Annotated in this window: 26 protein-coding genes; 14 read left to right on the plus strand and 12 right to left on the minus strand. The window is 66.9% G+C overall.

Going from position 1 to position 23,701, the window contains the following annotated elements; genetic code table 11:
- Positions 1 to 3: 3 nt before the first annotated feature.
- The 7 genes from allB to AB0F51_RS16225 all read left to right on the plus strand — a co-directional run bounded on the left by allB (position 4) and on the right by AB0F51_RS16225 (position 5,783).
- Positions 4 to 1,353, plus strand: coding sequence for an allantoinase AllB (allB, locus tag AB0F51_RS16195; RefSeq protein ID WP_360280227.1), 1,350 nt, complete (start codon positions 4 to 6; stop codon positions 1,351 to 1,353).
- On the plus strand, positions 1,350 to 2,159 hold the full coding sequence (locus tag AB0F51_RS16200; RefSeq protein WP_360280230.1) for a bifunctional allantoicase/(S)-ureidoglycine aminohydrolase: 810 nt from the start codon (positions 1,350 to 1,352) through the stop codon (positions 2,157 to 2,159). Before allB ends, AB0F51_RS16200 begins: the two co-directional genes overlap by 4 nt.
- 660 nt (positions 2,160 to 2,819) lie before the next feature.
- Positions 2,820 to 3,485, plus strand: a complete 666-nt coding sequence (locus AB0F51_RS16205) for a Type 1 glutamine amidotransferase-like domain-containing protein (RefSeq protein ID WP_360281546.1) — start codon at positions 2,820 to 2,822, stop codon at positions 3,483 to 3,485.
- Positions 3,486 to 3,584: 99 nt separating this feature from the next.
- The gene (locus tag AB0F51_RS16210; RefSeq protein WP_360280232.1) at positions 3,585 to 3,788 is read left to right on the plus strand and encodes a hypothetical protein; all 204 of its coding nucleotides are present in this window, start codon (positions 3,585 to 3,587) and stop codon (positions 3,786 to 3,788) included.
- A gap of 30 nt (positions 3,789 to 3,818) precedes the next feature.
- Positions 3,819 to 4,286, plus strand: coding sequence for an NUDIX domain-containing protein (locus tag AB0F51_RS16215; RefSeq protein ID WP_360280235.1), 468 nt, complete (start codon positions 3,819 to 3,821; stop codon positions 4,284 to 4,286).
- Positions 4,287 to 4,445: 159 nt separating this feature from the next.
- Positions 4,446 to 4,748, plus strand: coding sequence for an HNH endonuclease (locus AB0F51_RS16220; RefSeq protein ID WP_360280238.1), 303 nt, complete (start codon positions 4,446 to 4,448; stop codon positions 4,746 to 4,748).
- A 225-nt stretch (positions 4,749 to 4,973) separates the two neighbouring features.
- Complete coding sequence (locus AB0F51_RS16225) at positions 4,974 to 5,783, plus strand: hypothetical protein (RefSeq protein WP_360280241.1); 810 nt, start codon at positions 4,974 to 4,976, stop codon at positions 5,781 to 5,783.
- A gap of 62 nt (positions 5,784 to 5,845) precedes the next feature.
- On the opposite strand, the gene AB0F51_RS16230 is transcribed toward AB0F51_RS16225, so the two are convergent.
- The 5 genes from AB0F51_RS16230 to AB0F51_RS16250 form a co-directional block, all read right to left on the minus strand.
- On the minus strand, positions 5,846 to 6,244 hold the full coding sequence (locus tag AB0F51_RS16230) for a VOC family protein (RefSeq protein ID WP_360280243.1): 399 nt from the start codon (positions 6,242 to 6,244) through the stop codon (positions 5,846 to 5,848).
- Complete coding sequence (locus AB0F51_RS16235; protein WP_360280246.1) at positions 6,231 to 6,599, minus strand: metalloregulator ArsR/SmtB family transcription factor; 369 nt, start codon at positions 6,597 to 6,599, stop codon at positions 6,231 to 6,233. Before AB0F51_RS16235 ends, AB0F51_RS16230 begins: the two co-directional genes overlap by 14 nt.
- A complete protein-coding gene (locus tag AB0F51_RS16240) occupies positions 6,586 to 7,020 on the minus strand; it encodes an SRPBCC domain-containing protein (protein ID WP_360280249.1) in 435 nt (144 codons plus the stop codon). The genes AB0F51_RS16235 and AB0F51_RS16240 overlap by 14 nt, the downstream gene beginning before the upstream one ends.
- A gap of 154 nt (positions 7,021 to 7,174) precedes the next feature.
- Complete coding sequence (locus AB0F51_RS16245) at positions 7,175 to 7,756, minus strand: HD domain-containing protein (protein ID WP_360280252.1); 582 nt, start codon at positions 7,754 to 7,756, stop codon at positions 7,175 to 7,177.
- Between the two features lie 7 nt (positions 7,757 to 7,763).
- On the minus strand, positions 7,764 to 8,861 hold the full coding sequence (locus AB0F51_RS16250) for a helix-turn-helix domain-containing protein (RefSeq protein ID WP_360280254.1): 1,098 nt from the start codon (positions 8,859 to 8,861) through the stop codon (positions 7,764 to 7,766).
- A gap of 738 nt (positions 8,862 to 9,599) precedes the next feature.
- On the opposite strand from AB0F51_RS16250, the gene AB0F51_RS16255 reads away from it, so the two are divergent.
- From AB0F51_RS16255 to AB0F51_RS16270, 4 genes are all read left to right on the plus strand, one after another.
- Positions 9,600 to 9,848 carry a putative ATP-grasp-modified RiPP gene (locus AB0F51_RS16255; protein WP_360280257.1) on the plus strand — a complete coding sequence of 83 codons (249 nt, stop codon included), beginning with the start codon at positions 9,600 to 9,602 and terminating at the stop codon, positions 9,846 to 9,848.
- On the plus strand, positions 9,848 to 10,642 hold the full coding sequence (locus AB0F51_RS16260) for an MvdC/MvdD family ATP grasp protein (protein ID WP_360280260.1): 795 nt from the start codon (positions 9,848 to 9,850) through the stop codon (positions 10,640 to 10,642). The genes AB0F51_RS16255 and AB0F51_RS16260 overlap by 1 nt, the downstream gene beginning before the upstream one ends.
- Before the next feature lie 153 nt (positions 10,643 to 10,795).
- Entirely contained in the window at positions 10,796 to 11,926 is a 1,131-nt protein-coding gene (locus tag AB0F51_RS16265; protein WP_360280262.1) for a hypothetical protein, read from the plus strand.
- 505 nt (positions 11,927 to 12,431) lie between these two features.
- Positions 12,432 to 13,913: a glycosyltransferase 87 family protein gene (locus AB0F51_RS16270; protein ID WP_360280264.1), complete on the plus strand. Its 1,482-nt coding sequence runs from the start codon at positions 12,432 to 12,434 to the stop codon at positions 13,911 to 13,913.
- Position 13,914: 1 nt separating this feature from the next.
- On the opposite strand, the gene AB0F51_RS16275 is transcribed toward AB0F51_RS16270, so the two are convergent.
- Positions 13,915 to 14,847, minus strand: coding sequence for a threonine/serine dehydratase (locus tag AB0F51_RS16275; RefSeq protein WP_360280267.1), 933 nt, complete (start codon positions 14,845 to 14,847; stop codon positions 13,915 to 13,917).
- Between the two features lie 106 nt (positions 14,848 to 14,953).
- On the opposite strand from AB0F51_RS16275, the gene AB0F51_RS16280 reads away from it, so the two are divergent.
- Positions 14,954 to 15,742, plus strand: coding sequence for a class I SAM-dependent methyltransferase (locus AB0F51_RS16280; protein WP_360280269.1), 789 nt, complete (start codon positions 14,954 to 14,956; stop codon positions 15,740 to 15,742).
- Positions 15,743 to 15,749: 7 nt separating this feature from the next.
- On the opposite strand, the gene AB0F51_RS16285 is transcribed toward AB0F51_RS16280, so the two are convergent.
- From AB0F51_RS16285 to AB0F51_RS16300, 4 genes are read right to left on the minus strand one after another with little or no spacing between them, the layout of a single operon-like run.
- Positions 15,750 to 16,601: a hypothetical protein gene (locus tag AB0F51_RS16285; protein ID WP_360280271.1), complete on the minus strand. Its 852-nt coding sequence runs from the start codon at positions 16,599 to 16,601 to the stop codon at positions 15,750 to 15,752.
- Positions 16,602 to 16,606: 5 nt separating this feature from the next.
- Complete coding sequence (locus tag AB0F51_RS16290; protein WP_360280274.1) at positions 16,607 to 17,986, minus strand: glycosyltransferase 87 family protein; 1,380 nt, start codon at positions 17,984 to 17,986, stop codon at positions 16,607 to 16,609.
- Complete coding sequence (locus AB0F51_RS16295) at positions 17,983 to 19,257, minus strand: DUF2064 domain-containing protein (RefSeq protein WP_360280276.1); 1,275 nt, start codon at positions 19,255 to 19,257, stop codon at positions 17,983 to 17,985. The genes AB0F51_RS16290 and AB0F51_RS16295 overlap by 4 nt, the downstream gene beginning before the upstream one ends.
- Positions 19,254 to 19,907, minus strand: coding sequence for a glycosyltransferase family 2 protein (locus AB0F51_RS16300; protein WP_360280279.1), 654 nt, complete (start codon positions 19,905 to 19,907; stop codon positions 19,254 to 19,256). The genes AB0F51_RS16295 and AB0F51_RS16300 overlap by 4 nt, the downstream gene beginning before the upstream one ends.
- A 122-nt stretch (positions 19,908 to 20,029) precedes the next feature.
- On the opposite strand from AB0F51_RS16300, the gene AB0F51_RS16305 reads away from it, so the two are divergent.
- Both AB0F51_RS16305 and AB0F51_RS16310 read left to right on the plus strand, forming a co-directional pair.
- The gene (locus AB0F51_RS16305; RefSeq protein ID WP_360280282.1) at positions 20,030 to 20,728 is read left to right on the plus strand and encodes a response regulator transcription factor; all 699 of its coding nucleotides are present in this window, start codon (positions 20,030 to 20,032) and stop codon (positions 20,726 to 20,728) included.
- Positions 20,725 to 21,870, plus strand: coding sequence for a HAMP domain-containing sensor histidine kinase (locus tag AB0F51_RS16310; protein ID WP_360280285.1), 1,146 nt, complete (start codon positions 20,725 to 20,727; stop codon positions 21,868 to 21,870). Before AB0F51_RS16305 ends, AB0F51_RS16310 begins: the two co-directional genes overlap by 4 nt.
- Here AB0F51_RS16310 and AB0F51_RS16315 read toward each other — a convergent pair.
- Together AB0F51_RS16315 and AB0F51_RS16320 are read right to left on the minus strand one after the other, a co-directional pair.
- Positions 21,867 to 22,889, minus strand: a complete 1,023-nt coding sequence (locus AB0F51_RS16315) for an NAD-dependent epimerase/dehydratase family protein (protein WP_360280287.1) — start codon at positions 22,887 to 22,889, stop codon at positions 21,867 to 21,869. The two genes, AB0F51_RS16310 and AB0F51_RS16315, sit on opposite strands and share 4 nt — an antisense overlap.
- Positions 22,886 to 23,674: an S-methyl-5'-thioadenosine phosphorylase gene (locus AB0F51_RS16320; RefSeq protein ID WP_360280290.1), complete on the minus strand. Its 789-nt coding sequence runs from the start codon at positions 23,672 to 23,674 to the stop codon at positions 22,886 to 22,888. Before AB0F51_RS16320 ends, AB0F51_RS16315 begins: the two co-directional genes overlap by 4 nt.
- Between the last annotated feature and the right edge of the window lie 27 nt (positions 23,675 to 23,701).

Here is a 23,701-nt window from a genome sequence, read left to right on the forward strand (position 1 = left end):
CGCATGACCGTGCTGGACCTCGTCATCCGGGCCCGCCGGATGGTCAGTACTGCGGGTATCGGGACTACGGGTATCGGGCCGGGCGTGATCGGCGTCGCGGACGGCCGGTTCGTTGCCGTCGAGCCTGGTGACACCGGCCGCGAGGAGCTCGAACTGGCCCACGACGAAGTGCTGATGCCCGGGCTGGTCGACACCCACGTGCACGTCAACGATCCCGGCCGGACCGACTGGGAGGGCTTCACCAGCGCGACCAGGGCGGCCGCGGCGGGCGGCGTCACCACGATCATCGACATGCCGCTGAACAGCATCCCGCCGACCTGCGACGTACCGGCGCTGGACGTGAAGCGGAAGACCGCGGAGAGCCAGGCGTACGTCGATGTCGGGTTCTGGGGTGGGGCCATTCCCGGCAACCTTGCTTGGTTGCGGCCGCTGCATGAGGCGGGCGTCTTTGGGTTCAAGTGTTTCCTGCTGCATTCGGGCGTGGATGAGTTTCCGCCGCTTGATCTTTTTTCGGTGGAGCAAGCGATGGTTGAGATCGCGTCTTTTGACGGGCTGCTGATCGTGCATGCCGAGGACGCTCACGGGATCGACAGCGCGCCCGCTCCGGAGGGTGCGAGTTATCAGCGCTTCCTGAGCTCCCGGCCGCGCGAAGCTGAAAACGTCGCGGTCGCTCAGGTGATCGAGCTCGCCCGGCGAACTGGTTGCCGGGTGCACATACTTCACGTGTCGAGCGCGGAGGTTCTGCCGCTGCTGGCCGCCGCTCGCAGCGAGGGTGTGCGGATCACGGCTGAGACTTGTCCGCATTACTTGACCTTTGCCGCCGAGGAGATCCCGGACGGCGCCACGCAGTACAAGTGCTGCCCGCCGATCCGGGAATCCGCTAACCGCGCGCTGCTGTGGGAGGGGTTGCGGGATGGGGTGATTGATCTGGTGGTGTCCGACCACTCACCTTCGACTGTTGAGCTCAAGCGGCTGGACACGGGCGACTTCGGCGCTGCTTGGGGTGGGATCGCGTCACTTCAGGTCGGGCTGCCGGCGGTGTGGACCGGGGCGCGGGAGCGCGGCTTCACCTTGGGTGATGTCGCTCGTTGGATGTGTGAGGCGCCGGCGGCGCAGGCGGGGCTCTCGCGCAAGGGTTTTATCGAGATCGGGTATGACGCCGACTTCTGCGTTTTTGCGCCCGACGCGTCGTTTGTTGTCGACGTCGACGCGCTTCACCACAAGAACGCCATCACGCCGTACGCCGGACGGTCGCTCGCCGGCGTGGTTCGCAGTACCTGGCTGCGCGGCCGGCCCATCGACATCTTCGCCGAGCCCAGAGGCCGGTTACTTTTCCGAGGAGACGACGCATGACCTACTACTCCCCAAAGGGCGGGCTGCCCGCGCAGACCGAGCTGACGACTGACCGGGCTGTTTTCACCGAGTCGTACGCCGTACTGCCGCGCGGCACGATGCGGGACATCGTCACGAGCCAGTTGCCGTTCTGGGAGTCGACGAGGCTGTGGGTACTGGCGCGGCCGTTGTCTGGGTTTGCGGAGACGTTCTCGCAGTACTTGGTGGAGGTTTCGCCGGGTGGGGGGAGTGATCGGCCGGAGACTGACCCGGGTGCTGAGGCTGTGCTGTTTGTTGTTGATGGCAACTTGGTGCTGACGGTTGCCGGGGACAAGCATGAGGTGGGGCCGGGCGGGTATGCGTTCGTGCCGCCTGGGGTTGAGTGGACGCTTCGTAATACGAGTGACCGGGTCGCTTCGTTTCATTTCTTCCGGAAGGCGTACGAGCGGGTGGAGGGGGTCGACGTACCGGAGGCCTTTGTGACGAACGAGGTCGAAGTTGAGGCTGTTGAGATGCCGGACACCGAGGGGCGGTGGCGGACGCAGCGGTTTGTGGATCCGCTTGACGTCCGGCATGACATGCACGTCAACATCGTTACGTTTGAGCCCGGCGGAGTGATTCCGTTCCCGGAGACGCACGTGATGGAGCACGGCATCTACATCCTCGAAGGCAAGGCTGTGTACCTGCTCAACAAAGACTGGGTGGAAGTCCAGGAAGGCGACTTCCTCTGGCTCCGAGCCTTCTGCCCCCAAGCCTGCTACGCCGGCGGCCCTGGGCGCTTCCGCTACCTCCTCTACAAAGACGTAAACCGCCACGGGAAGCTGTAGACGTCGTACTACGCCCCACGCCTCCGCCGCCGGTCGCTCCTGCGTCGCGCCCTGCTCTGGGGGTGCTCCCGCCCGCCCGTGTTGTGCCGCTCCTGCGTCGCGGTGACACCGACGCGTGGCCGGCGTCTTGCCGGTGGTGGGCTGGTTGGGTGGTTCCCCGCGCACCCGCCGCCGGTCGCTCCTGCGTCGCGCCCAGCTCTGGGTGCTCCCGCCCGCCCGGGTTGTGCCGCTCCTGCGTCGCGGTGAAATCGACGCGTGGTCGGCGTCTCGCGGGTGGCGGGCTGGTTGGGTGGCGTTCCCCGCACTCCCGCCGCCGGTCGCTCTGACATCGCTCCCCGCTCTGGGTGCGCGCGCCCACGGGTGCTGTGCCGCTCGTGCGTTGCGATGCCGGCTGGTCTGCTGCAGGGAGCCATCGGTCGGGGTAGGGGCTAGTCGATGTCTGGTCGTCCGTCGACTGGAGTGGGCTTGGGTGCTGTTCCACCGAGCTGTCGAACACGGTGGGGGCATGCGTCGTACAGCTGGATCTGGCAATGTGTCGGATTCGGGCTGCGGCGTTCGTAGTACAGGTGAATGGCGGCCACTTGAGGGCGCCAATACAAGGAGTCGGGCAATGACGTGTCCACTGTCGGCAGTCCACACGAATTCGGCTCGGGAGGCGTTGTGAAGCTTCTGCTCACCTCTGGAGGTATTACGAACGAGAGCATCCGCGAGGCGCTCGTGGGGCTGCTGGGTAAGCCGATCTCCGAGTGCCGGGCGCTCTGCATCCCCACGGCGCAGTGGGGGCACCCGATGTTGGGGCCGGCGACGGTGCGGAAGTTTGTCATCGGCGAGTCTCCCTGGCACATGTCCAGCATGGGCTGGAGGTCTGTGGGCGTGCTCGAGCTCACCGCGCTGCCCAGCATCGGTGAGGACCGGTGGGTGCCGTGGGTTCGGGAGGCCGATGTGCTGCTGGTGGACGGTGGCGACGCGACGTACCTGAGTCACTGGATGCGGGAGTCAGGGTTGTCGGAAATCATCTCGTCGCTGCCCGAGACCGTGTGGGTGGGGATGAGCGCCGGCAGCATGGTGATGACACCGCAGATCGGCGAGGACTTCGTCAGTTGGCTTTCCGCGCCGGACGACCGGACGCTCGGGGTCGTCGATTTCTCGATCTTCCCGCACCTGGACCACGAGGATATGCCGGAGAACACCATGGCCGACGCGGAGAGCTGGGCTGCCGACATCGGAGGTCCGGCGTACGCCATCGACGACCAGACCGCCATCAAGGTGACCGACGGCACCGTCGAGGTCATCTCCGAAGGACACTGGAAAGCCTTCCCCGGATAGCTGCCGAATCCCGGGAGGCGAAAAGCTGCTCCTGGAACAAACTGCTCGGTCCGAGCGTCTATCACCGCACAGGATCATCTCTTCCCGAGGAGCACGATCATGACGGACGCGACGCCAGCCACCCCGGAAGAGCCCCAAACTAGCAACACCAAGCACCAGCCGCTGACCGGCGACTTCAAGCACCTGCCGCCAGCGGTGAAGCTCGAAGACACCATCGCCACCCGCAATCCCAACGCCCCCGCCGACCCCACCCTGGGCCGAGACCCCGAAACCGACTTCGTACTCCGCCACGGCGCAGGCTGACTGTAGGTCCGTTCCTCTACTGTCTGGGACATGGCAAGGCTAGCTGTGAAGTTGCTGTTGCTGGATGGAGATGACCGCGTTCTTCTCATCCGTGCCGAGGATCCGGAGACCCGGGCCCACTGCTGGTATCCGGTGGGCGGGGGCGTCGAGGTCGGCGAGACCTTGCAGCAGGCCGCGGCTCGTGAGGCCTACGAAGAGACCGGCCTGGTCGATCTACCGCCGGGATGTCTTGTCTGGCAACGCGATCACACCTATCAGTTCGACGGTCGTGTCATCGCCGTGCACGAGAAGTGGCTGCTGCATGCGGTCGAGTGCTTCGATCCCACGCCAGCGGCTCTGTCCGAGTACGAAGCCCGCAGCATCGTGGGCTTCCGCTGGTGGAACGTGGAGGACTTGACCGAAGCAACCGAGACGATCTTCCCGCCACGACTCGGTCACCTACTCGAGAACCTCCTCGCTGATGGTGTGCCCGCCGAACCGCTCGATATTGGCATCTGACGGTCTGACGGCTGAGGTTTTCCGTCCGACCCGGGCACTTGGTCGTCCTCGCGACTCTCTGGCGCCTTCCCCGGTACGGCGGGGTGTGCGCAGTACGCTGCGCGGATGGCGGTGGATCGGAGCCGTAGGGCCAGGGCGGCTCGGAAGCGTAAGCGGCGGATGGACAGTGTCGAGCATGATCTGACCGACGAGCAGTGGGTGGCGCTCAAGGCGGCTTGGGTCGGTTGTGCGTACTGCGGTGCGATCGACCGGCCGTTGCAGCGGGATTGCGTCCTGCCGTTGTCCCGTGGTGGTCGGTACACCCTGGCCAACATTGCGCCGGCCTGCGACTCCTGCAATGCCAGTAAATGCAACGACGAAGTCACCGCGTGGCTCCGGCGCAAACGCCTCGATGAACGCGCTTTCCTCGAACAGCATTACAAAGTCCAGAGCGCGCTCGCGTTGCAGTTCCCCGCGCTCTGACGGGTCGCCCAAATCGGCCGTTGTTTAGCCTTTTACGCGGTGGGCACTAACGATGACCGTTTCGACAGAGCGTCTCATCGACCGTCTCGATCCGTGGATAGGTTTCACGCCTGAGCGGTGGTAAACAAACGTTTCGTACCTAGCCAAAATCCTTGCATCGGTGTTGCGGTGAAGTAGCGGTTCGATTACTCAGGGGAACCGCGCATCGCTATCGAGAGGGAAATCGTGAGGCTAGCGAAACGCTTTGCTGCCATTGGCGCGGTCGGGGTGCTGACTGCCGTCGCGCTGACCACCAGCAGTAACGCCCAGCCAGCAGAACCGGTCGCGGCTCCCGCCGCTGCGGCGACGGACTCCGATCACGACACGGTCTACGTCACCGGCAAAGACCGGGCGGGCAATCTGACGGTGACCATTTACGACCCGGCCAAGGGTGTGACTCCGGATCAGTTGCGCGACCAGCTTCGCCGCAGCGGGGTTACCGGAGTACTGGACAAGGGGGAGACGCCGCCGTCCAGTCAGCCCAACCAATCCACCCAGCCAAAAGCCCTGGCCTGCTTGAGTTCGGGAACGGCTCGCCAATGGTGTGATCACCAATGGGACTACGGCAGCTATAACGACCCGCAGATCTATTTCCTGGATTCCTCGTCGTCCGCCTGGCCCGTGGTGGCCTCGGTGACCGAATGGAACAGGGCCACCGGCATCGATTCCTACTGGAAATCCGGATCCTCATCCTGCCCGACCGGCGTCCATTGCGTGACGGTCGCCAGCGGCGCGTACGGCGCCACCGGCTGGCTCGGCCTGACCTCGTGGACCCCGAACACCCAGGGCCCGGTCTCGGTCCACCTCAACGACAGCTACACCCTGACCGCCGCCGAGCACCGCACAGTCGCCTGCCACGAACTCGGCCACGCGCTGTCGCTCAACCACAACACCTCAACATCCAGCTGCCTGTACTCCGGCACGTACATCTCGCTGGTCCCCAACGCCGACGACTACAAGCTCCTCCCGTTGATCTACCCCCTCGCCGGCACCTGATCGTCTGAAGCACCGAGGCGCCATCCGTTCGTGGGTGGCGCCTCGTCTTGATCGTCTTCAGCTCACTGGGCGTTGGGATCTGCGGTTTCTGCGAGGAGGTGGACGATGCCGGCTGGGTTTTTGATCCAGTGGGTTCTGGAGTCGAGGTTGTGCAGGGGTTCGACCTCGTCGCAGGGGTGGATGCCTATGGTGGCTAGCTTGCTTGCTGCTGCGTCCAGGTCGTTGGTGTGGAGTTGTAGCCAGAGGTCGGGCTGGCTGTAGGTGTCGACGCGGTCGAGCCACAGGGTGTTGGGGCCGAACTGGACCGAGTGGGTTTTCGAGACGGTCGGGGCGTAGGAGACGTCTTCTTCCTTGACGTCGAAGCCCAGAGTGTCGCGGTAGAAGGCGACGGTGTCGTCGTACTGGGCCTTGGGGATCTTCATGGCGATGTTCAGGCCCGCGGTGAACTCAGGGTTGCTCATCGTTGGGTGACTCCTTGTCCGTGTCGGCGTCCAGTGCGTGTTCCAGCGCGGTCAGCCGGTCGTCCCATCTGTTGGCGAGCCTGGCCAGCCACACCTGGGCAGGGCGGATCGCGGCTGGTTCCAGTCGGTAGGGGTGGCGGCGGCCGGTTGGTTCGCCGGAGCTGATGAGGCCGGCTTCGGCGAGCTGGCCGAGGTGTTTGGCGACCGCTTGGCGGCTGATCGGCAACCGCCGCGCCAGGTCGGTGACGGTTGCGGGCCCGTCGCGGGCGAGCTCTTCCAGCAGAGCCCGACGCGTTGGGTCGGTGAGCGCCGTGAACACCGCTACGGCCTGCTCTTCTGAATCAGGCGGCTGCATCGAGGTAGCTCTCCAGATCGGTGAGCTCCGCGGTCCATCCGTGGCTGTTGGCTTCGTGAGCAGCCTCGGCCGCGTCGTCGGCTGCCTGCGCGAACCCGCTCTCCACGAGCCGCAGACGAGTGCCTTCCGGTACCGGCTCGAGGGTGAACTCCACCAGCGTCTGGGGAGCGTCCTCCTCCGGCAGGCCGTAGATCGCCCATCGGAACGCGAAACGGTGCGGGGGCTCGACTGTCACGATCGTGGCAGTGGATTCCTCGTCAAGTTCCTCCCACCGAAAGAACGCCCGCCCACCGGGCCGCAGGTCCAACTCAGCCTCCGAGCCGAACCACCGGGACAGCCCTTCCGCGGTCGTCAACGCCGCCCACACCCGCTCAACCGGATGCCGCAACACCACAACCCGCTCAATCACGTCCGAAACCATCGCCACCCTCCTTCGCAACCTTTCAGTTGCCATCTATGGCAACGTATAGGTTGCGATAGTCGCTCGCAAGCCCAGCATGCAGAGCAAGCTGACGCGCACGCGCGGATGCGGCAATGGTGTGGCGGACCGGAAGCGACGGGTTCGGACGTAGCTGCTATCTATTGCGCCAGGCGAGTGGTGAGACTGTCAGGGCTGCCTCGGCCAGGCGCTTGCCGAAGTCGGTCTGGAGCTTGGCGCGGGAGGACTCGATCCAGCCGTCAACGCGGGTGTAGCCGGACTCGCGGTACTCGACGGCTTGCATGAGGCATTCCAGTCGGTCCGCATCCTTGGCGCAGCGGGCTTCGATCGTGTTCAGGGACTCGTACTCCGCTACGGCGTCCCGGATGCTCTTTGCGGCGGCATCTGGGAGCCCTGCGACCTGATCCTCGGTGATCCGCTCGTTGGAAGCTACTTCGACGTACGGGCGTGCGCTGTGTGGGATGTCGCCGATCCGGGTTTCCTGCGAGTCGTGCCACATGCCCAGGTAGGCAGCCCGCGCAGGATCGCCGCCTTCCTCAGTGGCGATCAGCGCCGCGAGTTGAGCCACCCGCAGGCTGTGCTCCGCGACCGACTCCGGATCGCGGACACCTGCGTGCCACCAGCCGGCGCGACGGAGACGCTTGAGGACGCCCATCTCGTAGGCGAAGGCGACAACGCCCGAGGCGTCCTGATCTGTCGTGTCGTCTGCCACGCTCATCCCTTCATCAGCGGCCGGCAAGCTGTACGGCGCACCGTAAGTTAACCAACTCGTCCCTCGTCTCGCCGTCGAACCCTGCGTCAAGTGCATGCTCGACGCGCCGAGCGGTCCTCTGGCGGAGCTCTTGGTTCCCTCTGAGTAGATCGGGTTTCGCAAGAACGAGGACCCACAGGCTGTGGATGTTCAGGTGGCTGTGAACAGAGTCGTCCAGATGCTGCAGGAGGTGGTCAGCCAACCGACCGCCAGACCACGCGTAATCGTCGACACCTGCGATCAGGTACGAGTCATCGGCGTACGACTCAGTGATCTCACCCAGCCAGTATGCCCAGTAAGCCAGGTTCGCGGCCGCGTGAGGTTCGCTGTTGAGGGTGTGCTTGATGAAGTACCGCAGCGGATCGCTGTCTCCGCGGCGGGCAAGTGCAATGGTTGCTGACCGCGCAGCGATGCCGGCCGGAAGATTCGTGGAGGCGATGCGGACGGTGAAAGCGCGCCTGTGCTTGGAGGAAAGCCACTCGGCTGATCCGCTCCGCGGGTCGAAACCGAGCAGATACATGGCCTGTCGCTGAAGTACCGGCGACTGGGCGGCGTTCTTGGAATCGACGGTAGCCAACAGATGGTCGAAGAATCGGGCCTGGTTCTCGTGAGTCAGACTTGGATGCTTGGAGACTGGTCCGCGGCCTGGCGCAGAAGGCAGATTGCGGAGGTGTGGCGGTGCTATGCCAGTGAAAGGCCACGTGATCATGTGGACCAGGTTGCGCCGGTGAACTGCCGCCGCGAGCGGGTTCATGTCGATGTTGATCGGCTGGGCGCCCGCCGCTATCGCTAACGTGAGTATTCCGTCGGCCTCGATGGCGTTCTGGAACGAGGCGACGACTGAGGGGGCGGCACCCAGCATGGTGAGGCGAGTCTTCAGTCGCAGCAGGTCGGCGGCCCTCTGCGCTGTGAGTGGCCGCTTGCCGGATTCCCAGCCCTGAATCGTGCTGATGTCGACGCCGAGACGTTCGGCGAGATCTGCCTGAGTCAGCGCGAGCGAACCTCGGATCAGTTTCAGAACGAAGCCCGATACCACGCCGATCTCGGAGCTTGGTGTGACCAAACCCCGCATGCCAGTGCGACTTTCGGATGACCCCATCGTCGTTGCCGGCACCCTCTCCGTTGACGGTCAGTGCGGAAACCCGTACTGCCAGTCAGTTCAGCATGGATCAGCTCTCCACGATCGTTGACGGCATGTTCAGACGATCTGGCCACGATGAGGAATCGATCCCATGAGGTCGGCGGTTCCGCGGGCATTCCTGCTCATTCGTCACCGTGACCCCACGGGGATCAGTGGGACGGGCATCGTGGCTGAAGGGACCGAGTGGACGGATGGGTCGGCGTCGGTGCGGTGGCGTGGGGAGCATCCGACTACAACCTTCTTCGAAACCGGTATCCGTTCGGTCGTGGCGCTCCACGGTCACCAGGGCGCCACGGAGATCCTGTACTCCGATGGGACGGTGCCGAATCGGTCAGCGGCTGACTGTGAGTACCCGCTGGCGACCGGCGAGCGGGTTCCTACGGCAAGCGTTGACGGACTTTGTCAGCGATGCGGTGCCGCATGGCCGTGCACACGTTGTGGTGACTGCCTCGCGGCGGTGTTGTCATGACGGACGGCGCCACCGAGTCTCCCACCCAGAGCCGCTTGAGGCTCACCCTGATCCGGCGCGCGGGCTCGTCCCTGAGGCATGCGCCCGGGCGCCGTTCCATCAGCCTCGACTTGACCGTTCGCAGGCCAGGTCGATCAGTAACAACCACCAACCGAGAGGAAGTCAGCCGATGACTACAGTCGCGCCTGCTAGTCCGTGGGGTGTACGCCGGGCCTCCGCGTCTACTCATTCGCCGCCAGAGGGAGAGTTGTCCCCGACCATCGTCACGGTGGAATCCAGATACGCAGCTGGCTGTCTATCGTGACCCGACCGGTCGCGTGATCCAGGCAGGGCCACCCAAGCACGGAACGTCCCGTGCTCAGTTCAAAAGTCTGCCCACTGGCGGAGGCGACGGAAGCAGGCCCAGCAGTCCGGATGACACGAAGATCGTCGAATACGTTCCCGACTGATGATCACCGGCAGCCCGGTTCTCGTACTGACTTGTGCAGATGATCCCACTGCGGACGTGGTCATCAACGAGCTCAATGCCCGTGGCGTACCCGTCGTCAGGTGTGATCCGGCAGATGTTCTTGTCGGCAGGCTGGAGGTGTCAGCCCACCTGGGCAGGAGCGTCCGCGGTGGTTACCTTCAGACTGAGTCCCGAGGACTCGACCTCGCTGCAGTGCGGTCGGTCTACTACCGGCGGCCATCCTCGTACGCCGCTCCGGCCGGTCTCGCGGTGCAGGACGGCGAGTTCGCCAAGGCACAAGCCAAGCACGGCATGGGTGGAATCTTGGCGAACATCCGCGGCCGATGGGTCAACCACATTTGGCGGGCCATCGAGGCGGAGTTCAAGCCGACGCAACTCACGGTGGCGGGTGCTGTCGGGTTCACAGTCCCGGCGACACTCATCACCAACAGCCTCGACGAAGCCCGCTTGTTCGCCAAGGAGTGGGGGCCGATCATCTACAAGCCATTGCAGAACACCGAGCTCACGAAGCCGGATGGCAACGCGCTGATGGTGTGGGCGGACGTCGTTCAGCCCGACGAGCTCGACGAGTCGGTCTCCTTGGCGCTGCATCTGTTCCAGGAGCGGGTGGACAAGGTGGCCGACGTCCGCACGACCGTGATCGGAAACGAGGCGTTCAGCGTGCGGATCGTGGTCGCCGTATCTAGATTGGCGCCGAGACTACGACGAGGTGACGTATGCAGTGATCGAGACCCCTCAGCACGTCGTCGACGCATGCCGGCGCTATCTCGGTAGGTTCGGGTTGCTGTTCGGGGCCTTCGACTTCGGCCTCGCGCAAGACGGCTCGTGGATTTGGTACGAGTGCAACACCGGCGGGCAGTGGCATTGGCTCGAACTGGAGACCGGGCTGCCGATGACTGCAGCCCTGGCTGACCTTCTGGAGATCAGATGACGACCAACGACGCGGGACCGGATTCTTGGAAGCGCCGGGCCGGCGAGCTGATTGCCGCCCTGGAGCAGAAGGGACACCTGGCTGACCCCAGCCTCAGAGCGGCATTCACGGAGGTACCTCGTCACCTCTTCGTGCCGGACTATCTGCGGATCAAGCTCGATGAGAACGGCTTCGCCGTCAGGGAGGGAAAGGTAGACCGGTCGGATGCCGAGTACTACGACGCCGTGTACTCGGATCAGGCACTGATGACGCAGACCAAGCCAGTCGAGGGCCAGCCGGACAGCTTCGTCTGGAGTTCGTCCTCTTCGATGCCCTCGGTGATGGCCGACATGATCGAGGAGCTTGAGGTCCAATCGGGCATGTCGATCCTGGAAAGCGGCACCGGCACTGGCTACAACGCCGCGATCCTCTGTCACCTGCTGGGGGATCAGGCCGTGACCACGATCGAAATCGATCCAGACCTCCTGCGTGAGGCGTTGGAACGGCTCGACAACCTCGGATACCACCCGGCAACCGACCCCGCCGGGCGGCTCCATGACCGGGTCCTAGCGACCCATGCGGTTGATCACGTGCCCTACGACTGGATCCGATGGAGTAAGCCAGGCGCCGTCATCCTCACCGATCTACGGCCTCCGTCGAACACCGATATCGGCGCCTGGTTGAAGCTCACCGTGAACTCAGACGGCAAGACCGCCACCGGGAAACTGATGCCACCCCGCGGTTACTTCATGAGCGCTCGGCAGGTCGCCGAGTTCGCAGATATCGGCCATCAACTTCCTGAGCTGACCCTGGAAGAGCATCAGGCGCGGGCCGAGATGATGAAAGATCGCGAGACGCATCTGTCTCCGGCCGTTTTCCAGGACGAGGTCTACGGTCTCTATTTCTGGCGGCAGAGCAGCGACGTCTGGTGGGGGAGCCAGGACGAAGTCATCATCCTCAATTCCTCCGACGGGTCATGGGCTCAGGTCCAGGACGGAACGGTGATCATGCTCGGCCCGCGAGACCTCTGGACCGAGGTCGAGCAGGCTTACCAGCGTTGGCAGGCCGCGGGGGAGCCTGACCTCTCAGAATGGACCGTCGAGGTGACAGCCGACGGCCGGACGTTGATAGATTTGCCGCACCGCTAGCGCCGCTCTCTCGTGAACAGCACAGCTGATGATCTCGGGCCACCATCGGCGAGGCGCGCGGTCGGGAGGGCTGAGCTGAGGGTGGCGAACGGTAGGTGCGGTTGCGCGGACTGCGCAGAGCTGTGAGCGCACCGGTCCGGCCCTGTCCCGACGGCGGCCGCCGGCGTCACTTGAGCCTCGACCGAGGAGTGGCGGCCACTCCACCCGTCTGGCCCACCCCCTCACCCGGTCATACCCGCGCCCATGTGGTCGCAGGCTCATCGCCGGGCGCGGGGCTAATCAACGAGGCCTCCATCGGCGACACACCGGCCACGCATCGGTGTCGCCGCGACGTAGGAGCGGCAAAGGTGGGGTGGGTGGGAGCGCCCAGAGCGGGGAGCGACGTAGGAGCGAGCGGCGGAGGGGGCGTGGGGGCGTAGTAGATGGGTGTCCTGACGCATGGGGGTGGACATCGTGGGTAACCTGGCGGGCGCCGCCTGATAGGCGGTGGAGCTGATAGGAGACGATGGCCACCGTGACGCCACCACGTGCCCAGGGCGAAGGTCCGGGCGGGGTCCGGGACTCGCAGTCCCGGCCGCCTGAGGTTGAACCGGCCGTTGCGGGGTTGACGGTGGGGCTGGGCGGTCCGGCGGGCCGGTTTGCCCGGCTCAGTTCGTCCTGGTGGACTCCGTTGCGGATCGCGCTTGCGGTGTGCACGTTCACGTTCGCGCTCGGTGTGCTGCAGAAGGCGCCCTGTATGGACGCCGGCTGGGATCGGCAGAGCTGGCGGCCGTTCAAGGCGCTGTGCTACTCCGATATCGGGTATCTGTACCAGGAGCGCGGTTTCGCCGAGGGTAACCGGCCGTTCCTCGACACCGGGAACTATCCGGTGCTGGAGTACCCGGTGCTGACCGGCGCTTTCATGGAGGCCGCGGCCCAGATCACCTGGGTGTTCACCGGCGACCCGAAGAAGGATCTGACGGAGGCGCAGAAGCGCGACACGGCCGGCGTCTTTTTCGTCGTGAACGTCGCGTTGCTGTTCCTCTGCGCGCTGTTCCTCGTCGGGCTGACCATGGCCACCGCGCGAGGCGTCGCCAGACGGCCGGGCGGGGCGCGTGGCCAGCCGATGGTTGCCCTGTACGTCGCTGCCGCGCCGGTGCTGGCCTTCACTTCGACCATCAACTGGGACCTGTTCGCCGTCGTGCTGACCGCGGGGGCGATGTATGCCTGGTCGCGGGGCAAACCGATCTGGTTCGGTCTGCTGCTCGGGCTCGGCACGGCCGCGAAGTTCTATCCGTTCCTGCTGCTCGGGCCGTTGCTGATCGTCTGCTTGCGGGGCCGCAAGCTGTGGCAGTGGTTCCTGGCCGCGGTGGCGACGGCGTTCAGTTGGGGTTTGGTGAACGCGCCGATCTACCTGCTGGCCAAGAACGAGTGGATGTCGTTCTGGGTCTTCAACGACGAACGCGAGAGCGACTACGGCTCGATCTGGTACGTGCTGAAGCTCGCCAAGCACGAGGTCGCGGACGTCAACCAGCTGAATATCGTGATCTTCGCCGGCTTGTGTCTGTCGATCGCGATCCTCGGGCTGATGGCGCCGAGGCCGCCGCGGTTCGCCCAGCTGGCGTTCCTGGTGGTCGCCGCGTTCTTGCTGGTCAACAAGGTGTACTCGCCGCAGTACGTGCTGTGGTTGCTGCCGCTGGTTGCGCTGGCCCGGCCGAAGCTGCGGGACTGGCTGATCTGGCAGGCCTGCGAATGCTTCTACTGGATGATGGTCTGGCTGCATCTGGCCCAGTTCCTTGTGCCCGGTTCGCCGGAGGAACCGGACCGGATCTACTGGCTGTCCGTCGTCCTCCGGATGGCCGGAACGTTGTGGCTGATGCTGGTCGTCGCGCGGGACATCCTGCTGCCGGAGAAGGACCCGGTCCGCCACGGGGACCTGGTGGATGATCCGAGCGACGGCGTCACCTCAGACCTGCCCCCGCGGAAGCTCGACCCGGCCCACGCCTGAATCAGAGGGCCAGCTTGGCGACGTCCAGGTTGCCGCCGCTGACCACGCTGGCGGTCAGGCCGCCGCCCAGCTCGAGCTTCTGTTCGAGCAGGGCGGCGAAGGGTGCCGCCGCGGCCGGTTCCAGGGCCAGCTTGGTGCGGGACATGACGAGCTTGGTGGCTTCGACGAGCGCGGTCTCGCTGACGGTCACCATCTGATCGACGTACTCCGCGATGATCGCGTAGTTGTGAGTGCCGCAGACGGGCGCGGCGAGGCCGTCGGCGACGCTCTTGGCGGTTGGCAGCTTCTGGGGTGAACCCGCGGCCAGGCTGCGACTGACCACGTCGGCGTTCTCCGGCTCGACGCCGATCACGCGGATGCTCGGGTTGAGGAGTTTGACCGCGAGCGCGACGCCCGAGATGAGCCCTCCGCCGCCGACCGGGACCAGCACGGTGTCGATGTCCGGACGGTCCTCGAGCAGCTCCAGCCCGAGGCTGCCGTGCCCGGTGATCACCGCGAGGTCGTCGAACGGGTGGACGCCGGTCAGCTTCCGCTCGTCCCGGATCGACTCGTAGGCACCCATCAGGTCGCCGTCGACCAACTCGACCCGAGCCCCATAAGCGCGAGCAGCCGCGATCTTGGCCGGTACTGCGGTAGTCGCCATCACCACGGTCGCCGGTACGCCGGCGTCGCGGGCAGCCCATGCCAACGCGCCCGCCGCGTTCCCGGCCGACACGGTGATGACGCCACGCACGCGTTCCTCCGGAGACAAAGCGACCACTTTGTTGAGCAACCCGCGGACCTTGAAGCTCCCGGTCTTCTGGAACAGCTCCGCCTTGAGCGTGAGCCGCCCGCCGAACAGCTCGTCCAGCGCCGATGACTCGACCATCGGCGTGCGGTGAATCCGCCCCCGCAACCCCGCGGCGGCAGTGCGAACATCCTCGAGACTTGGCATGCCCCGACATTAGTGCGCGCGGCCGGGAACCCGGACAGCGATCGGCGTCGTCTCATGCGATAGCCCAGGGCGTGGATTTGAAGGCCCGGCCTGACACAGTGGAGGTGTGGACTTGGGGTTCGGAGGTGAGGTGGCCGGGTTCTACCAGCGCTATCGGCGCGGGTACCCGGCTGAGGTCATCGACGGCCTGGTCCAGGCCTTCGAGCTGACCCCGGACGATGTCGTGCTCGACCTGGGCTGCGGCACCGGGCAGCTGGCCCTGCCGCTCGCGGAGCGGGTGCGGGCCGTCATCGGCATGGACCCGGAGCCCGACATGCTCGCCGAGGCGCGCCGGGTGGCGGCCGGCCGGACCAACCTCAGCTGGATGGTCGGCTCCGACGCGGATGTCCCGAGCCTGGCCACGCTGCTCGGCAAGAACTGCCTTGCGGCGGTCACGATCGGCCAGGCGCTGCACTGGATGGATCACGACACCCTGTTCCACGCGCTCCACCCACTGCTCCGCACCGGCGGCGGGGTCGCGGTCGTCACCAACGGCACACCGCTCTGGCTGCAGGACAGCGACTGGTCGCGCGCACTCCGCCGCCACCTCGAGCTCTGGCTGGACTCCGAGGTCACCGCGACCTGCGGCACGGACGACGCCAGTCGCCACCGGTACGCCGAAAGTCTCGCCGCCGCCGGCTTCACCGTGAGCGAGACCCGCTACCAGTACTCCGACGTACTCGATCTCGACCGCGTCATCGGTGGCGTCTACTCCGCCCTGCCTGTGAACCTGCTGCCCCCACTCGAGCAGCGCTCGTACTTCGCCAAGCAGGTCGGCCGTGCACTAGAGGGCCACGCCCCGTACGCCGAGAAGATCGACGTGACCCTCCTGATCGGCACCAGCCACCCCCGCTGAAGCAGGCTCAGCTCAGGCGGTTGGCAACCGCCGTGGCGAGGCGGGTGTTCGCTTCGGGCGCCTCAGGGAGGAACAGGTAGGGCTCGATCAGCTCCAGCTCCATGAGCAGGTAGCGGCCGGCCGAAACGATGCCGTCGACGCGGGCGTAGACCGGCGGGCGGCGGGTGTTCGCCGCAGCCAGCGCCTCGGTCGACCCGGTCAGTACTGCGGCCGGCGGGTCGAGCTGTTCCGCAGTACCGCCGAAGTCGTCCTGGACCCGGTAGTCACCAGCTGCCGGGCGCTTCAGGACCGCGTGGCTGAACTCGCCGTCGAAGAAGATCAGCGACCACTCACCCTCGGTCTGGATCTCCGGCTGGAACGGCTGCACGAGGTAGACGTCCTCAGGCAGGTCCTCCATCGCCCGGCTGAGCTCGGCGGAGCCCGCAGTACCGCGGACGGTGTGGTGCGCGGTGGCGCTGACCGTCGGCTTGATGACGATCTCCTGGCCGTCCAGCCCGGCGACGACCTCGCGCAGGCACGCACCGGCTGCCACCTGCGACGGCACGATCGCGACACCCCGCTCGCGCAGCTCCAGCAGGTAGCGCTTGTCCGAGTTCCAGCGGACCAGGTCGCTGTCGTTGAGCACCTTGACGCCGGCCTTGTCCAGCTGGCCGAGCCACTCGGTGAACTCCAGATGGCGACGGTGGTAGTCCCAGACCGCACGCAGCAGCACCGCGTCGTACGAGGACCAGTCGACCGACGGGTCGCTCCAGGTCTCGGCCACCGGGTGGAGCCCGGCAGCCTCCAGTGCGGCCTTGAGCGGCAGGTCGTGCGGGTGCAGCTCCGCGTAGTCGGCGGAGTTGGCCAATGCGATTCTCACGCCGATCAGTGTTGGCGGGCCCCAACCAGTTCGTCAAACCGGTTCTGCAGGACCGGTCGGTGACGGACAGTGATCACGCTGAGGACCATCACAGCGGCGGTGAGGTAGATCAGGCCCTGGCGGTCGTCGTGGCCGAAGCTGGCGTAGGCGAGGTACGCGGCGGCCGGTACTACGAGCCACTCGAAGCGGTTGGCCAGGACGGCGAGGGCGATCAAGGGCAGTCCGTACCACGGGTAGGTGGGCGTGGTGATCAGCAGCGCGGCGCCGTACAGCCAGCAGCACGTGACAGCGATCGGTTCGCGGTCGTGGCGGTGGAGGGCGAGGACGGCCAGGGTGACGGCGAGTAGTCCAGCGGCGAGCTGGCGGGCCTCAGGAGGCAATACCAGCGCGAGAATCGCCGAGCGGGAGCTGCCGTCGGAGAACCCCTCCTGGGTCAAGTAGCCGGGCAGGAAGCCGATCACCAAAGCCCCGGCCGCGAGGAGATGCGGCAGGTAGCTTGCGGCCAAGGTGCCGACGGCAACCAACGGTGTACGCAGGTCGCGACGGCGTACGGCGGTGAAGGCTGGGAGCAGCAGCAGAGGCAGGAGCTTGGTCGCGGCCGCGGCTCCGAGGAGGAGACCGGCGAGGACTGGGCGCCGGCGCGTGGCGAGGCTGACAGCGGCGACTATGAAGACTGCGGCGAGGACGTCGACGTGGGCGGCGCTACTGGCCTCCAGCGCCACGATCGGTGACCAACCCCACAGCAAGGCCCAGCGGGGATCGCGGTCGCGACGCTTCAGCTCCAAGGCGAGCAAGGCGGTCAAAGCGACCGCGAGTGCTGCGGCGGCTACCTGGAGTCCGAACGTGCCTGCAGACCAAGGGGTGACGAGCGCTACCGCCGCGAAGTACGCCTGGGCGACGGGCGGGTAGATGGTCGGCACTCGCGGTCGGTTGATCCTGGTGCGTGAGTCGTCGGCCGACAGGGCCGCTACGGCCGCTGGATTGTGCGGCACGCTAGGCGGGCCCGTCACCCCAGTGCGATCGGCAGGCGACAGTCCTGGGAACAGCACAGGGTCGCGCAGCCCTGCCAGCTCATCAGCAAGCGGAACATGCGAGTACGGCGAACTCCCCGACAGCTGCACCCGCCCATCCCAGACATACCGGTAGGCGTCGGTACTGGTGATCGGAGCACTCAGTAGCCCCGGCACCTGACACAGAGCAGCAACAGCCACCACACCCAGTACTACGTGCGCCCCGGCCGGCCGCCGCACGAGCAGCCAGCCGACACCGCCGACGACCAGACAGCCCACGACCAGCACCAGATTCGGCCACCACCCAGCGGCCGCCGCGGCAACCACCCCTGCCGAGATAGCAATGGCGACGAGACCGCCCGCAACCCCTCTCATCGGTAGGCCGCCGCAGCGGCGGGGGAGCGGCGGAAGGCGAGGAAGGCCCGGTTGTCGGCGCGCCAGTCCTCGGTAGCCAGCAGGTCGGCGGCCAGCGCGTGCCGCAGCACAGCGCGGCTTCCAACCCTTGCCCAGGGCAACGGCTTCGATCGGCGACCGCCGGAGGTGTGCAGGACGATCGGCGCGGTGTCGTCCAAGTCGTCATCAGGATCGACCTCGACCAGGACCATGCCGTCCGGGCGGACCAGCTCGGCGCAGCGGCGCAGCAGTTGTTCAGGCGCGCCGCCGATGCCGATGTTGCCGTCCATCAACAGCACGCTGCCCCAGCGGCCCTCGCCCGGCAGCGGTTCCTGCACCGGCCGGCGCAGAGCTGGAGCCCCACGGTTGGTCGTGAGCAGGACGGCTTCGGCGGAGATGTCCACGCCCAGCGCGGGGATCCCTCGCTCGGCCAGAGCCGTCACGATTCGTCCCGGCCCGCAGCCGATGTCGAGCACCGGCCCCTCGCACCGGCTGAGGGCCAGCCGATCCACCTCGTCGGCAGGTGCCTGCCAGCGATCCACCTCGCACAGCGACGGCACCCGCTGACCATCGGTGCCGGTAGCAACGACCCGCGCCCCGCCCAGCGCCTTCTCGAACAACAGGGCCGGTGATGCCGAGTGCTGCAACCGCCGATGCAACCGGGATACCCGCAGATCCGGGAAGCGCGCAGCAAGAGCCGCGGCGTCCTCTGGCGTGTCCATGTCTCGCAGCCTCGGCAGGAGCAAGACCTTGTAGCCCAGCAACCGCAACCGGGTCAGCTGGTCGGCACCAGTGTGATCAGTGGACATCGGTACGCCGACCAGCGCGCGACGGTCCGGCTCGCGCAACCCGAGACACCAGTAGCCGCCGTCCTCGGTCAGGCCCAGTACTGCGTCGTGCTCACCCCAGTCGACCGACAGGAGCTCACTGGTCAGCTGCGGAGTGTCCATCCCCACCAGCAGCATCGGCGCACCGGCGTACGCATCCTCAAACGCACTCGCGAGCCGCTCTGCCAGGCCGTCGCCTCGTTGCGCCACCACCTGGAAGCCAGCGGGTAACCAGGGCCCGGGCCGGCCGTCCAGCGCGAGGACGTGTCGCCGCACCGCAGTGGAGCGGACGGCGGCGAGTGTGTCGGACAGGGAGGCGCGGGCAAGGGCAGCAGCCTCCGCAGGGGTGAACTCGGTCTGGAGTCGCGTCTTCACCCGGCCGGCGACGGGCTCCTTCGCGATCACGATGAGCGTGTCCGCGATCACGCCGACAGCACCTTCGACATGTCCAGCACGGCGCGCGCGGCGCCCAGCGGCGTACCGGTGACCTTGGAGCGGCCGGAGCGGGGCAGGTAGTCGACGTCGACCTCAGCGATCCGCCAGCCCGCGTCGGCAGCCTTCACCACGGTCTCCAGGGGATAGCCGGACCGCCGGTCGCGCAGATCCAAGCCCAGCAAGGCCTCTCGCCTCGCTGCCCGCATCGGTCCCAGATCACGAAGCTGTACTCCGGTACGCCGCCGTATGCGCCGCGACAACTCGGCATTGGCCAGCCGTAGGTGCCAGGGCCACACACTGCGCGACACGGGCCGTCGCCTGCCGAGCATGAGGTCGATCTGGCCGCCCAGGACCGGCGCAGTCACCCGGACGAGCTGACGCGGGTCCAGGGAGGCGTCCGCATCGAGGAAGGCGACCACTGGCGCAGTACTGGCTTCTAGGCCCGCGTGGCACGCAGCGCCGTACCCACGGACCTCGCAAGGCACCACTAGTGCGCCCAGGTCGGCAGCGATCTCGGCAGAGCCGTCAGTGGAACCGTTGTCGGCGACAACGGCCCGTACGCCGTCCGGGAGCCGGGCAAGCACCCAGGGCAGCGCGGCCGCCTCGTTGAGGCAGGGGAGGATCAGATCGACATCAGGCACTCTTCGACGGTAGGGAGGATCGGGACGTTTCCGGGGCCGCGGGCGACTACCGCTCGCTTACGTCCCACCTCAGACGGCGTCAGGTCGCGCAGTACGGCGGACGGAAGATCTACGCTCGACCCGTGGCTACTCGTGTGCTCGTAGTGGACGACGACCCGACCGTCTCGAACGTCGTCTCGGCGTACCTGACCAAGACCGGGTACGACGCCCGCGTGGTTGCCGACGGCGTCCAGGCAGTGGAGGTGTGGCAGCAGTGGAAGCCGTCGGTCGTCGTACTGGACGTGATGCTGCCCGGCCTGTCGGGTTTGGAGGTACTGCGCCGGATGCGCGCCGCCGATGACGGAGCGGCAGTCATCATGCTGTCGGCCCGGGGTGAGGAAGAGGATCGTCTGGTCGGGTTGGAGTTCGGTGCGGACGACTACGTGGTCAAGCCCTTCAGTCCCCGCGAGCTGACCCTGCGGGTGCAGGCGATGCTGCGGCGCGAGGAGCGGCTGGCCGGGCTCGACCTGACCCCGACCAAGCTGAGTGCCGGTCCGATCGTCGTGGACACCGCGGCCCGGATCGCCACGCTGGACGGGACCGAGCTGGCGTTGACGCATCGCGAGTTCGACCTGTTGGCGTTCCTGGTGGCGCATCCCGGCAAGGCCTACACGAAGGCGGAGTTGCTCCGGCGGGTCTGGGGCTGGGACTTCGGTGATTCCTCGACCGTCACCGTGCACGTCCGACGGCTCCGGGAGAAGATCGAGACCGATCCGTCCGATCCGCGGCTGGTGCTGACCGTGCCGCGGACCGGCTACCGCTTCGCGGGTGAGGCCGAATGAACCGCGACCAGCTCACGATCTTCGCGATCACCGCCGGCTGGACGCTCGTGGTCGGATTGTTCGGCGGCGCGATCCTGTGGCGGTTCCGGCGCAAGTCGCTGCGGATCACGATGATCGTCGCCGGCCTGGTCCCGATGCTCGCCGCACTGGCCGCGGTGACCCAGAGCGTCCAGCTGATGTTCATCTCGGCCCACGACTCGCTCGTCGTGCTGTGGACGCTGGTGTTCTCCGGGCTGCTGGGCCTGGCCATGTCGGTCCTGCTCGGGCACTGGGTCAGCACCGGTTCCCGCGATGTCGGGCGACGCCTGCGGCAGCTCGGTACGTCGTACGAGCCGGTCGAAGGCCGTGCCGCCGTCCCCGCGGAGCTGGCCGCGATCACCGACGAACTGGAGCTGACCCGCCAACGACTGGCCGCCTCCCGCGAACGCGAGCGAGCCCTCGAAGCAAGCAGGCGCGAGCTCGTCGCCTTCATGTCCCACGACCTCCGTACTCCGCTCGCCGGGCTGCGGGCCGTCTCCGAAGGCCTGGAGGACGGCGTCGTCGACGACGTACCGGGTGCGTTGCGGCAGATGCGAACAACGGTCGACCGGATGACGGGACTGGTGGACGACCTGTTCGAGCTGTCGCGATTGTCCACGGCGCCACCACCGCGTCGGCGGTCGGCCGTGAGCCTGCGTGAGCTGGCCGAGGACGTGGTGGGGGAGAGTTGCGAGCACGCCCGGTCCGAAGGCGTGGCGCTGTCGGTGTCGACACCTGACGACGACGATCGGCTGGCGGTGCATGGCGATGCGGACGAACTGACCCGCGCGGTCACGAACCTGGTCGGCAACGCGATCCGCCATACCGAGCGAGGCGGCGCGGTGAAGCTCACGGTCGATCGAGCCGAGGACGGCCGGGTGCGGCTGGCTGTGACGGACGGTTGCGGCGGCATCCCGGACGACGATCTGGAACGCGTCTTCGACATCGGCTGGCGGGGCGACGAGCAGCGGACGCCGTCGTCCGGCAGCACCGGAGGCGGCGGGCTCGGCCTGGCGATCGCTCGAGGTGTCGTCGAATCGCACGCGGGGAGCATCGCCGTGGCCAACGTCGAAGGCGGCTGCGCCTTCGAGATCGACCTCCCCGCAGTGTCCAGCTCTGCTTAACCGTGGCGGAGGAGGTCGGCGAGGCCGGAGCGGAGGTCGTAGTCGGGCTTCCAGCCGAGCTCGTCACGCAGGCGGGCTGAGGAGGCGGTGATGTGGCGGACGTCGCCCAGGCGGTAGGCGCCAGTGACGACGGGAGCGGGGCCGCCATAGGCACGAGCGAGTTCGGTTGCCAGGTCGCCGATGGTGCGGACTGTTCCGCTGCCGACGTTGTACGCCGTGAACTGCTGCGCGGGGTCGGCCATCGTCGCTGCTGCGACGGCTGAGGCGATGTCGGCGACGTGGATGAAGTCGCGGCGCTGGCCGCCGTCCTCGTAGACCTTCGGGGCCTCGCCCCGTTCGAGCATCGAGCGGAAGATCGCGGCTACACCGGCGTACGGGGTGTTGCGGGGCATGCCCGGGCCGTAGACGTTGTGGAATCTGAGCGCGGCGACCTGGCCGCCGGTCTCACGGGCCCAGGTGGCGGCGAGGTGTTCGCCGTGCAGCTTGGTGGCGGCGTAGGTGTTGCGTGGGTCGGTCGGCGCACCCTCGGAGATCAGGCCGGGCCGGAGGGGCGAAAAGCACACTGGGCAAGGTGGCTCGAACTGGCCTGCTTCCAGGTCCTCCACCCGGCGAGGCCCGGGGCTCACCACGCCGTGCCGATCGCACTCGTAGTGGCCTTCGCCGTAGACGACCATCGAGCTGGCGTAGACCAGTCGACGGATCTTCCGTCGGCCGAGGGCTTTCAGGAGGACGGCCGTACCGAGGCTGTTGGTGCTGACGTAGTCGTCCATGTCGTCGAGATCGACGCCCAGCCCGACCTTCGCCGCCAGATGCACGACGGTGTCCGCGCTTTGCACAGCCTGGTCCACCGCCTCGGCATCACGGATGTCGGCGACGATCAGGTCGTCGATGACCGGCTTCACCACATGGACATCCGGGCGCAGCGAGTCGAGCACGCGGACCTCGTGGCCGTCCGCCAGCAGTTGCTTGTGGACGTGCCGCCCGATGAAGCCGGCGCCGCCGGTGAGCAGGATCTTCACCAGAGGTCCTCTCCGGCCGTGCCGTCGAGGGCGTGCCTACAGGTGCAGTCCTCATCGGCCTTGGGCAGCCGGCCGATCACCTCGGTGAGCAAGGACTTCAGCCGTTCGATACTGCGGCCGAACACCTCGAACACCTCCGCCTGGGTGACGCCGCCACCCGCCTCGACCCCGGCATCGTGGTCGGTGACGACGGCGACCGAGGTGTAGCAGAGGGCCAGTTCCCGGGCGATCGACGCCTCGGGCGCACCGGTCATGCCGACCACCGACCAGCCCTGTGCGGCATGCCAGCGAGACTCCGCCCGAGTCGAGAAGCGTGGCCCGTTGATCACCACCATGGTGCCCTCGGCAACCACTTCACCGTTGCCCGAGGCAATCACAGCGGCGCGGCCGGCGGCGCAGTACGGGTCGGCGACGGAGACGTGGACGACCGGCGCTTCGTCGTACACGGTGTGCGGCCGGCCCCAGGTGCGGTCGACGTACTGGTCGGGCACGACCAGCGTCCCGGGGGTGAGCGAGGCGCGGAGTGAGCCGACCGCGCACGGGCCGAGCACCTGGCGGACGCCGAGGTGGCGCAGGGCCCAGAGATTGGCGCGATAGTTGACCCGATGTGGTGGGAAGCGATGGTCGGCGCCGTGCCGTGGGATGAAGGCGACCTCGCGTCCGTTCACCTCGCCCACGACCGGTGGCTCGCTCGGTGGCCCGAACGGCGTATCGACCTCGACCGGCCGTGCCCCGGACAGGAACGAGTAGAAGCCAGAACCACCGAGCACACCGATTTCTGCCATGGCATCGACCCTAGAAGCCTTCGACCC

The organism is Kribbella sp. NPDC023855 (genome assembly GCF_040639475.1).
Lineage (GTDB): Bacteria > Actinomycetota > Actinomycetes > Propionibacteriales > Kribbellaceae > Kribbella.

Bases quoted from the DNA above. Each gene is read 5' to 3' on its own strand.
- allB (WP_360280227.1), top strand. From the start codon at position 4: ATGACCGTGCTGGACCTCGTCATCCGGGCCCGCCGGATGGTCAGTACT.
- AB0F51_RS16200 (WP_360280230.1), top strand. From the start codon at position 1,350: ATGACCTACTACTCCCCAAAGGGCGGGCTGCCCGCGCAGACCGAGCTG.
- AB0F51_RS16210 (WP_360280232.1), top strand. From the start codon at position 3,585: ATGACGGACGCGACGCCAGCCACCCCGGAAGAGCCCCAAACTAGCAAC.
- AB0F51_RS16215 (WP_360280235.1), top strand. From the start codon at position 3,819: ATGGCAAGGCTAGCTGTGAAGTTGCTGTTGCTGGATGGAGATGACCGC.
- AB0F51_RS16220 (WP_360280238.1), top strand. From the start codon at position 4,446: ATGGACAGTGTCGAGCATGATCTGACCGACGAGCAGTGGGTGGCGCTC.
- AB0F51_RS16230 (WP_360280243.1), bottom strand. From the start codon at position 6,244: ATGAGCAACCCTGAGTTCACCGCGGGCCTGAACATCGCCATGAAGATC.
- AB0F51_RS16235 (WP_360280246.1), bottom strand. From the start codon at position 6,599: ATGCAGCCGCCTGATTCAGAAGAGCAGGCCGTAGCGGTGTTCACGGCG.
- AB0F51_RS16240 (WP_360280249.1), bottom strand. From the start codon at position 7,020: ATGGTTTCGGACGTGATTGAGCGGGTTGTGGTGTTGCGGCATCCGGTT.
- AB0F51_RS16245 (WP_360280252.1), bottom strand. From the start codon at position 7,756: ATGAGCGTGGCAGACGACACGACAGATCAGGACGCCTCGGGCGTTGTC.
- AB0F51_RS16250 (WP_360280254.1), bottom strand. From the start codon at position 8,861: ATGCGGGGTTTGGTCACACCAAGCTCCGAGATCGGCGTGGTATCGGGC.
- AB0F51_RS16260 (WP_360280260.1), top strand. From the start codon at position 9,848: ATGATCACCGGCAGCCCGGTTCTCGTACTGACTTGTGCAGATGATCCC.
- AB0F51_RS16265 (WP_360280262.1), top strand. From the start codon at position 10,796: ATGACGACCAACGACGCGGGACCGGATTCTTGGAAGCGCCGGGCCGGC.
- AB0F51_RS16270 (WP_360280264.1), top strand. From the start codon at position 12,432: ATGGCCACCGTGACGCCACCACGTGCCCAGGGCGAAGGTCCGGGCGGG.
- AB0F51_RS16275 (WP_360280267.1), bottom strand. From the start codon at position 14,847: ATGCCAAGTCTCGAGGATGTTCGCACTGCCGCCGCGGGGTTGCGGGGG.
- AB0F51_RS16290 (WP_360280274.1), bottom strand. From the start codon at position 17,986: ATGAGAGGGGTTGCGGGCGGTCTCGTCGCCATTGCTATCTCGGCAGGG.
- AB0F51_RS16310 (WP_360280285.1), top strand. From the start codon at position 20,725: ATGAACCGCGACCAGCTCACGATCTTCGCGATCACCGCCGGCTGGACG.
- AB0F51_RS16320 (WP_360280290.1), bottom strand. From the start codon at position 23,674: ATGGCAGAAATCGGTGTGCTCGGTGGTTCTGGCTTCTACTCGTTCCTG.